Here is a 9,809-nt window from a genome sequence, read left to right on the forward strand (position 1 = left end):
CGGCAGCCGCAGGCGCGGCTTCCTCGGCGGGCGCGGCGGGCGTTTCGCCCAGCGCGGCATCCAGATCAGCCAGCATGTCGTCGGCAGCGGCGGCCGCAGGTTCGGCCTTGGCTTCCGGTGCGGCGGTCGCTTCGCTCAGCATGGAATCCAGGTCAGCCAGCATGTCATCCGCAGACGATGCGGAGGACGCGGGAGCTTCGGCAGCCGCAGGCGCGGCTTCCGCTGCGGGCGCGGCGGGCATTTCACCCAGCGCGGCGTCCAGATCAGCCAGCATATCATCCGCAGACGACGCGGAGGGCGCGGGAGCTTCGGCAGCCGCAGGCGCGGCTTCCGCTGCGGGCGCGGCGGGCGCTTCGCTCAGCATGGCGTCCAGGTCGGCCAGCATATCATCCGCAGACGACGCGGAGGGCGCGGGAGCTTCGGCAGCCGCAGGCGCGGCTTCCACTGCGGGCGCGGCGGGCGCTTCGCTCAGCATGGCGTCCAGATCGGCCAGCATATCGTCATCCGCAGAGGACGCGGAAGCAGGAGCCGCCTTGCTTTTCTTTTCCAGCGCGGCCAGTTCTTCCGTGAACATATCGTCCAGATCAGGCAGCGCGGTCGCGCCGGCAGACTGCCCGACCGGCACGGCATCGAGCATCGCCGCCATCTCATCGACAGTCGGAGGCACAGGAGCCTTTGCCGGGGCCGTCGCGGCGGTCAGCAGGGCATCCAGATCGGCGTTGTCCGCATGGCCGCTCCCCTTCTGGGGCGCCGGGGCCGCGCTGGCAGGATTTTTGGCTTTGGGGGCTGCAGGAGCCGCCGGTTTCGCGGCCGGTTTTGCAGCCGGGCTTGGGGCGGGTTTGGCTCCAGGTTTGGGCGCGGGTTTGGCCGCCGGTTGCGCAGCCGGTTTGGCCGCAGGTCTCGGTGCCGGCTTGGGGCCGGTCTTGGCCTGAGCGGGCTGCGGCGCGGCCTTGGCGTGCGCAGCCTGAGCGGCGGCCTTGGCAGGGGCCGGTTGTGCAGAAGGCGCTTTGGGGGCAGGCGGCGGCGTAAGCGGAAGATCCGTATCCGAGGCCAGCAGATCGTCCAGTTCCTGGTCAGCCGTTTTCCGTTCGGACGGCGCTTCGGCAGCGGGCGAGGCGGACGGCAGCACAGGATCCCCCATATCCGCCATGAGAGACGTCAGGTCCGCATCCAGAGCGGCTTCGATATCGTCATCCGGCGAAGGACGTGCCGCCGCGGCGGGCGAACCGCTGCTCACATCGCGCAACAGATCCTCCATCGCGTCCCCGGCGGAGGACGCCGGAGCCGGTTTGGACGATGCGTCAGGCGCGCCGCCGCTCACATCACGCAGCAGATCCTCCAGCTCATCCCCTGCGGAAGTCGCGGCCGGTTTGGGCGTCGGAGCAGACGAACCGCCGCCCACGTCACGCAGCAAGTCCTCCATCGCGTCCCCGGATGAAGACGCCGGAGCGGGTGCGGGCTGGGCGGGAGCGGCTGATGCCGGCGGCACTTTGACGCCGGCGGACGAGAGCAGATCCTCGACCGCACTGTCCAGGGCGGCCCCTTCCTCGATGGGCGCGGCCGTGGTCGTGTGGGGCTGGCTGGGGATGTCCAGATGGTTCAGCAGCGCGTCCACATCGTCAATGCCGGGCATGACGATCTTTTCATTGGGGTTTTCATCCGGCCCCTGCGAAGGGGCATCCGGCCCGGAAAGACTGGGGGAACGCAGTTCCTCCACGGTATCCGGCGAAGCCGCGCTCTGCCCCATTTCCTGCAACAGGCTGCCGATGGCATCATCCGACGCATGAGGAACGTCGTTAAGACTCTGCAACTGTTCGGCCAGACTGTCCTTTTCCGCGGATGAACGGGAAGCCGCGGAGGGTTCCCCCTCCTCGATGAGATCGGTCAGGTCAATGATTTCTTCGGTATCAGCCGTCATGGCAGCCTCGCGGGTTGGGACCTTAATGGGTGAAAGGATGGTTCTCTAATGTAAAACGACAAAAAAGAATAGCAGTTTAGGGGGCAAAAGGCAAACAAGGGCCTACAGGGCCTCGTCAGCCGCCCGGCAGAAAAAAAGCCGCGACGGGGTCGCGGCCTGAAAGCTGAAGATGACGCCAGGTCTACGGATGGCACTTGGACTTGGCGCAGCCGGTGAGATCCTTCTTGAGATCGGGCTTTTCGGCCACGATCTTGTCATGGCACTGCAGACAGGACTGGAACTTCACGTCCTTTTTGCTGTGCACGACATAGTACAGGCTCTTGGTCCCCTTCTTGCCGGCCAGATCGTCATGGCAGCCGGCCGTGGCGCACTTGGCAAAGTTTTCCTTGCCGTCCACCGGATGGTGGCACACCGTGCACTCGATGTCCTTGTGGGTGCTGTGGTTGAACTTCACGACCTTCTTGGGGTTGGAGCCCACCATTTCCAGCCCGTCGGCGGGAACGGCAGGGGCGGCGAACGCGGGCGCGGCCAGGGCCAGCGACAGCAGGGCAGCCGGGATCAGGGCGAACTTCATACGACATCTCCTCGTTCAGATTGCATCACCAACGGACGCCCGCACAAGAGCGTCCACCAGAGAACTGGTTCGGACTTACCCTACGCTTCCGGCAGTATCGTGTCAATGCGCGGAGGCGGAGAGGCTGCCTTGTCCCATCGCGCACAGGGGGAGGCGTCCGGCCCCGGCCTTGCCAGACGACGGGACAATGCGCATACTCCCCTCAATCCGTTCCGGGAGGAAACGCCATGCATGTCGCCCTGCTTGCCGCCTCGCGCCCCCATCACCGCATAGCCGCCGCCGTCGCCCGTCTGGCCGAGGCCCACGGCGCGTGGCGCAGCCTGCTCCTTGAGGTCCTGCCCCCGGCCGTCCGCGACTCGCTGCCCGCGCCGTCCCCGTTGCGCGCGCTGCGGCCTGGCCCCACGGAAACGGAGTTTCGCGACCTGCTGCGGACGGAGCGCCCCGATGCCCTGCTGGTCTTCGGCGGCGGCGAGACGGCGCTTGCCGCGGGCAAGGCCGCCTTGCGCGAAGGCATCCCGCTGCTGCACATGGAGGCGGGGCAGCGTCCCACGGACGAGGCCCTGCGGGCCGGTCACGAATTTTTGGACAGGGAGGCCCTGCTGCGCTGCTGTCTCGGCGCATCCCAGGCCCGAACGCTGGAAGCCGAGGGCATTGCCGACGGCGTTTGCGTGACGGGGGACGCTCTGTACGACCTGTTCCAGGAGGCCTGTTCCGGCCTTGACCCCGCCGCGGCCGTGGAGCGCCTCCAGCCGTCGGCCTCCGCCTTCGCGCTGGTCTCGCTGGACGGTCTGTGGCGGACGGCCACCCCGGAACAACGACACGCCGCCCAGCGGCAGCTTGCCGAATGGGGCCGTCTGACGGGCATGGACATCCTGCTGCTCTCGGACATGCCCGCCCTGCCCGCGCCTGTGCCGGGCGTACGCCTGCTGCCCGCCCTGCCGCCGGAGGAGACGCTTTCCCTGCTGTGCGCCTGCCGCTGCCTGCTGACCGATTCGGACAGCCTGCAACGCGAAGCCTTCTATGCCGGGAAGCGCGCCCTCGTGCCCGCCGACGCCCGTCCGGGACAGCTTGCCCTGCCGCTGGAAAGCGGCTGGCACAAACCCGCGCCGCCGCATGATCCGACCGCACTTGCCGAACTGACGGACGCCCTGAGCGCATCCTGCCCGCATCCCGGCCTGCCCGAGGGCAGCGGACGCGCCGTGCGGCGCATGGTGGCCGCCGTCATGGCCACGCTGGCCGACAGGGCGGACGGCCTGCTGTGAGCGGATATAGCTCCCGCCCCTACCGGAAAATTTTACTTTTCGTGCCGGGGCAAGTCTGCTACCCATAGCCCTGAAACGCGTTTCCGCCCGGCAGGTCAGGCCGGACGCCATCCATTTTTCGAGGGACAGCCGTGAGCACACGTCAGCCTTGTGTTTCCGTCATCATACCGGCGTACAACTACGCCCGTTTCCTGCCCATCGCCGTGGAAAGCGCCCTGCAGCAGCGGGGGGCGGGCTTTTCCGTGGAAGTCATCGTGGTGGATGACGGCTCCACCGACGATACCGCCGACGTGGCGGCGGGCCTTTCCGGCATCCGCTACATCCATCAGGAGAACCAGGGGCTTTCCGCCGCCCGCAATACGGGGATGCTGGCGGCGCGTGGGGATTTCCTGCTGTTTCTGGATGCCGACGACCTGCTGGCCCCGCAGGTGGTGTCCACCCATCTGGCGGCCTTTGCCCGCCATCCGGAATGGTCGGTCAGCATCAGTCTCTGCCTCCAGCTCTTCGAGGACGGGTCCCAGCCCAATGCCGTCTGGCCGTTGTATGCCGGGCATATCGACGTCCACATGTGCAATGCCAACGTCTCGCCGGTGCACACCTACATGATACGCAGCGAGGCGGCCAAGGCCGTGGGCCTCTTCGATACGAGCCTGAAGGCCTGCGAGGATCAGGACTTCTGGCTGCGCTGCCTCTTCGCCGGGCACCGTTTCGGCGTCAACCCCGACGGGCTGGTCATCTACCGGCGGCACGGCGAAAGCATGACCTCCAACGTGGTGCGCCAGTATATCCATGACGCGGCCATGCATTTCCGCATCGGCAACGGGCTGGACACGGCGGAGGACTTCCCCCCGTCGGGGAAGTTCGCCGGCTGGCTGGCCCATGCCACGGGTTGTCTCGCCTGCGCCGCGGTCATCGGGCAGCTCACGCCGCCTCTGAGCCGCAAGCTGTTCCTGGAATATCTGCGCTCGGTGGAAAAAGCGCTCAGCCTTGAGGCCACGCGGAGCAGTCAGGCCGAGATGGCCGCCATCCAGCAGTTCTATGCCTCGTGGCTCATCTACAAACGGCGTGAGGCCCTTGCCGTCGTGCCGTCGGACCTGCGTCAGGACGTCATACGGGCAGCCGACGAAGTGCACGCCCTGTTTCCCGGCATACAGGACGACGACTCCCTGCTGACGAACATCGAGGGCCTGAACAAGCGCCTCATCGTCGATCCCGACGTCATGCTGCGCACGGCCCACCGTTATCTGCGCCGCCGCTGAACCCTGCACCGCGAACACCGCTGCCCGTACCGGGAGGTCACATGCGCATCCTTTGTCTGGCTGTCCTGCTGAACACCCTGCCCCAGCTGCTCAAGAAATTCGATGCGGAGGTCCGCCGTCTGCGCGAGCTGGAACCCGACACGCACGGATTCGTCCTTGGTCCCGGCTCCCCGCAGGAGATGCGGGGATACAGCTTCCGCTGCCTGTGCCGTCCCTTCGACCGCGCCACCTACATGAACGCCGCGCAGGCCCTGGCCGAAAGCCTGCGCCCGGACATCATCTTTTTCCGCTATCCCTGCGCCACGCGCCAGCTGCTGCGCTTCATGCGCGCCGCGCCGCCGGTCATCTTCGAGCACAATACCATCGAAGAGACGGAACTGCGTCATCAGGAGCTGGTCAACGAACGGCTGTGGGGCAATGCCTCCCTTGCCCATGCGGCGGGTTTCAGCGGCGTGACGGAAGAGATCAACCGCTACGAGCTTTCGCGCGTCGATCATCCTGTCCCCACCTTCATGCTGGGCAACGGCATCGAGCCGGAGTCCGTCCCCGCGCTGGATTTCCACCCGCCTCGGGACGCCGTCCACCTGTTGAGCGCCGCGCATTTTTCCAGCTGGCACGGTCTGGAACGCCTGCTGCTGGGCATGGCGCGGTATCAGGGCAAGGAGCGTTTTGTGCTGCACCTCGCGGGCGAGGGGCCGGATCTGGAAAAATATCGGCTCATGGCCCAGCAGTTGCGGCTGGGGGATGCCGTACGCATCCACGGCCAGCTCGAGCAGGACGCGCTCTGGCAGCTTGCCGCCGCCTGCCATGTGGGCGTGGGCGCGCTGGGTCGTCACCGCACGAACATGTTCCAGTATGCGGCCCTCAAGCATCGTGAATACTGCCTGCAGGGGCTGCCCTTCTTTTTCAGCGGCAGCGACGTGGATTTCATGCCGCTGCCGCCCTTTGCCGCCGCCGTGCCCGCCGACGAGAGCCCCATCGACATGGGCATGGTGCTGCGTCTGGCCCGTCTGCCGGAAGAACAGCCGGACATCCGCGGCCGGATGCGGCAGTACGCCGAGGAACATTGCTCCTGGCAAGGCAAGATGCGGCGTCTGCACGGCTTCATGGGCGAGGTGCTCACCGCCCGCAACGGCTCCCTGCCGCCGCGGCGCCCCACGCTGGAAGCGGAAGGCCCGGCGCCCGCCACGGTACGCCCCCTGCTGACCCTGCCCGCCTCCGCCGACGCGCCGTCCGCCGACATGCTGGCCGCCGGGTTGCACAGCCTGCTGCGGCAGCAATATCGTTCCGGTCTCGCGCTCTGCCGGGATGTGGCCGTGGCCGGACCGGCGGGATGGCTCGATCAGGTCCGGCGCACATGGGAAGAGATCAGCCCCGCCTATGCGGACGCTCCCGCCCTGCTGACCCTGCCGCAGGCGGAGGGGAGCGGTCCCTGCGTCTGCTGGAATGCGGCTGCCGAAGCCCCGGGCGCGGACGGCTACGCGCCCCAATGGCTGCTCCCCCTGCTGGCCGGGGACGTGCTGCGCGAGGACATGCTGGAAGCGCCGCAACAGGCCGTACGCCACCAGCCGGAAGTAAGCTGCATCAGCGCGCGCACCAGCGGCCCCGACGGCCAGCTCTGGAAACCTCGCGGTTTCCGCACGCTGAAACTGGGCCGGGAAGAAGCGGAAGCCTGTCTGCTCATCCGCCGTTTCCTCTGGCAGGCCGTGGGCGGGATGCGGGATTGTCAGCCTATGGGCCTGACGGACTGGCTGTTCTGGCTGGGATGTCTGGAAGAGGGGGCCATCCGCCGCAGCCTGCCCCGGGCGGGCATCGTGCGCGCCGTGCCTGCCCCGCCGTCGCTGGCCGAGTCCGAAGAGATGGAAGCCCTTTCTCAGATGGTCATCCGCCGCACGAGCATCTTCCCGGCAAGTTCGGTGATCAAGGCGCATGAGATCCTTGCCGGGACGGCCTCCCTCCGCTCGCCTGACGCATCCGATCTGGCCGCCCTTGAGGCGCGCTGGACGGAGGAAGCGAGCTGGTTCGCCCTCTACCGCGGCCTGCTGCACGAAGGTGCGGGCCGTCTGCCCGAAGCGCTGCTGCACTATCGTCTTGCCGCGCAACATAATGGGTTGGACTGGCAGCCGTGGCTGCGCATGGCGCATCTCCATGCCCGTCTCGGTCAGCGTGCCCGCGTGGCGGAAGATGTCCGCCGGGCGCTGGAGCTGCGCGCCGGACTGGAGGAGTTCCTGCCCGCCGGGGCTTGAGTGTGAAGCAGCTTTGCGCCGCGCGTCGTCCTGTCGCCGGAGGGGTCACGACTCTTGCCCGGCGGCGGGATGTGTCTTCTTTTTCGCCGCAATCCAGCGAAAAAAAACGAAAGAACGCCCTCTAGAGCGGATTCGCATTGAAATCGTGTCCAATTTCAATGCTGGCGCTACCCTCACACTACGGAAAAAGCGTGGTTTTTCCGCGTGTTCGGTTGCGGGTAGTCGCTCTCGCGACTACCCGAGCAATCCACATTTTCAATGTGGAATTGCTCTATCCCTGCAAGAGTTGTAAAAGCATGTGCGGGAAGGCGTTGGCCTGCGCCAGCATGGAGGTGGCCGACTGGGTGAGCACCTGATTACGGACGAATGTCGTCATCTCCGTGGCCACGTCCACGTCGGAGATGCGGGATTCCGCCGCCTGCAGACTCTCGGCCTGCACGTTGAGGTTGGTCACCGTATTTTCCAGCCTATTCTGCGTCGCGCCCAAGTGAGCGCGTATCTGATCCTTGCGGACGATGGCGTTGTCCAGCCGGTTCAAGGCCCGCTGGGCAAGTTCCTGCGTGCTGATGGAAATGATGTCGCCGTTGGGATCTCCAGGCACGAAGCCGCCCGCGCCGCCTGCCCCCATAGTTGTCCAGCTGGCGGTAAGGTCGAAAACACCAGTGCCAACAATCATGATTACTAAATCCTCAGTTACTACATCAATCTTTAAAACTTCACGCATATCATAACCGTCAAGCGATAGCGAACCCAAATCTCCTGAATATTCAATGTTCATTCCATCAACATTGAATTGTGAAGGATTATCATAATTATACGTTACATCTCTCCCAGTTCCGTTGAGTTGACTCGAATCGTACACCGCTCCGGGAAAAAAACCATTTTGCTCTGTCATAAATTGACTTGGCTCTCCCTGATGTCCACCCCATCCATTTACATTTGTGAGGTTTGTACCGGCAATATGTTTCCCACTCCTTGTAAATATTTGAAATGTATCATTTTGTCCTCCATCATGTAAAAAAAGATTTAGTCCAGTTGCCCCAGCAGGAATGATAGCAAAAGAGACAATTCCCGAATTAAATCTATCCTGAGTGCCATTCTGCACCCTCTCACTCAAAATAGGCATCCCGCCATATCCGGCCCCACCGCCGCCACCGCCGCCTCCACCAGCCGCTCCGCCTTCCCGCAGTCCCAGTCCGGCCAGCGTGCAATCCCCTATTTCCACATAGTAATAGTCTTCCGCGCTGTCGTTGGCCGTGCCGAAATGCACCTTGAGCGCGCCGGTGGAGGAGAGACCGTCCGCGCTGCCGCGTCCGGAGCCGTCATGCCGGCCGGAGAGGGAGCCGTCCAGCAGCTTCACGCCGTTGAAATCGGTGGCCTTGGCGATGCGGTCTATCTCGGAGGCCATTTGCTGGAATTCGCTGTTGATGATGAGACGTTGCGTGGAGTCATACGTGCCGGTGGCCGCCTGCTCGGCCAGTTCCTTCATGCGGATGAGTTTTTCATCAATTATCTGCAAGGCTCCGTCCGCCGTCTGGATGAGGGAGATAGCGTCATTGGCGTTGCGCGCGCCCTGCCCCAAGGCCCGGATGTCCGCTCGCATGAGTTCGCGGATGGCCAGCCCGGCCGCATCGTCCGCCGACCGTTCCACGCGCAGACCGGTAGAGAGTCGACGCACGGAATCGGCCAGCGTGTCATAGTGTGCCGACAACTGACGAGACACGCCGTAGGCCATGAGATTGTGATTGACGGACAGAGGACTCATGCTGCGGCCCTCCTTTGTCCGGCGAGGACGGCCAGATGCGCGCAACGGACAGATCCTGCGGAGCCGTACCCGCGCTCTTCGCGCCCATACCGTACACGCCCGCACAAGGCCGCAGGCGTCGACACGGACGACGCACCATGCTCACTACGACGACCGGCACGATGGCGGGACGGCTGGTCCCCGGCGTTATTTATATCAGCAAGAGAGAGAGAGAGAGAGAGAGAGAGAGGACGGCGGGCGGCCTCATGCCGACGTTCAGCGTACCCGCGCAGGCCAGTCGACGTCAGATCGAACGAGCCCGCACGTCCACTACGACGCCCGGCACGACGGCGGGACGGCTGGCCCCCGACGTTGTTTATATCAGCAAGAGAGAGAGAGAGAGAGAGAGAGAGAGAATCAGGAGGAGAACTACGCATGGCTGACCACTCCATGTACTGAATTTTCTTTTGTGTAAAAAGATTCCAGCACTTCGTCAACAGAGCGGCGCGCTTGGGATTGCCCTCTCGCGTACGCTCATACGCCCACCATGCCCCCGGAGAGGCAAACAGCGGCAGGATCTCCTCCGAATTCGGCCATAGTCCAGCTTGCAGCGGCTACCTCCCCTCTTTTCCCGCCACACTCCTGCCACGTCCGCCCGCTCGAAAATTTTTTCACGCCGTACGAATGTTTTCCCGGCGTCGAGCGGTGACGTATGCCAACGAGAGGATATTAGACAGTGTCGTCAAATTATATTTGCCCACAAAGATATGCATCTAATTTGAACGGCGGCAAGAAAAGAGGCGCAT

The 9,809-nt window shown here is 64.6% G+C and carries 5 protein-coding genes and 2 pseudogenes; 3 read left to right on the forward strand and 4 right to left on the reverse strand.

Annotation, left to right across the window (positions count from 1 at the left end; all coding sequences use genetic code 11):
* Together Q0K00_RS10205 and Q0K00_RS10210 are read right to left on the reverse strand one after the other, a co-directional pair.
* Positions 1 to 1,918: hypothetical protein (locus Q0K00_RS10205; protein WP_297229208.1), on the reverse strand; the 1,918-nt coding region annotated here is incomplete at its 3' end.
* 181 nt (positions 1,919 to 2,099) lie between these two features.
* Complete coding sequence (locus Q0K00_RS10210) at positions 2,100 to 2,492, reverse strand: cytochrome c3 family protein (RefSeq protein ID WP_297229210.1); 393 nt, start codon at positions 2,490 to 2,492, stop codon at positions 2,100 to 2,102.
* A 227-nt stretch (positions 2,493 to 2,719) separates the two neighbouring features.
* On the opposite strand from Q0K00_RS10210, the gene Q0K00_RS10215 reads away from it, so the two are divergent.
* From Q0K00_RS10215 to Q0K00_RS10225, 3 genes are all read left to right on the forward strand, one after another.
* The gene (locus Q0K00_RS10215) at positions 2,720 to 3,754 is read left to right on the forward strand and encodes a UDP-N-acetylglucosamine 2-epimerase (protein ID WP_297229212.1); all 1,035 of its coding nucleotides are present in this window, start codon (positions 2,720 to 2,722) and stop codon (positions 3,752 to 3,754) included.
* A gap of 131 nt (positions 3,755 to 3,885) precedes the next feature.
* Positions 3,886 to 5,013 (forward strand): glycosyltransferase family A protein, encoded by a 1,128-nt coding sequence (locus Q0K00_RS10220; protein WP_297229213.1) that lies wholly within the window; start codon positions 3,886 to 3,888, stop codon positions 5,011 to 5,013.
* Positions 5,014 to 5,054: 41 nt separating this feature from the next.
* Positions 5,055 to 7,259, forward strand: coding sequence for a glycosyltransferase (locus Q0K00_RS10225; RefSeq protein WP_297229215.1), 2,205 nt, complete (start codon positions 5,055 to 5,057; stop codon positions 7,257 to 7,259).
* Between the two features lie 271 nt (positions 7,260 to 7,530).
* Here Q0K00_RS10225 and Q0K00_RS10230 read toward each other — a convergent pair.
* Positions 7,531 to 7,830, reverse strand: a pseudogene (locus Q0K00_RS10230) (flagellin); the annotation flags it as partial.
* 615 nt (positions 7,831 to 8,445) lie between these two features.
* Positions 8,446 to 9,024 (reverse strand): annotated as a pseudogene (locus tag Q0K00_RS10235) (flagellin); the annotation flags it as partial.
* Between the last annotated feature and the right edge of the window lie 785 nt (positions 9,025 to 9,809).

Origin of the sequence: uncultured Desulfovibrio sp. (assembly GCF_944327235.1) — a bacterium.
In the GTDB taxonomy this organism is placed as follows: domain Bacteria; phylum Desulfobacterota; class Desulfovibrionia; order Desulfovibrionales; family Desulfovibrionaceae; genus Desulfovibrio.

What these genes read in the sequence shown, in the direction of transcription:
- Q0K00_RS10215 (WP_297229212.1), top strand. Translation starts at nt 2,720, where the DNA reads ATGCATGTCGCCCTGCTTGCCGCCTCGCGCCCCCATCACCGCATAGCC.
- Q0K00_RS10210 (WP_297229210.1), bottom strand. Translation starts at nt 2,492, where the DNA reads ATGAAGTTCGCCCTGATCCCGGCTGCCCTGCTGTCGCTGGCCCTGGCC.
- Q0K00_RS10225 (WP_297229215.1), top strand. Translation starts at nt 5,055, where the DNA reads ATGCGCATCCTTTGTCTGGCTGTCCTGCTGAACACCCTGCCCCAGCTG.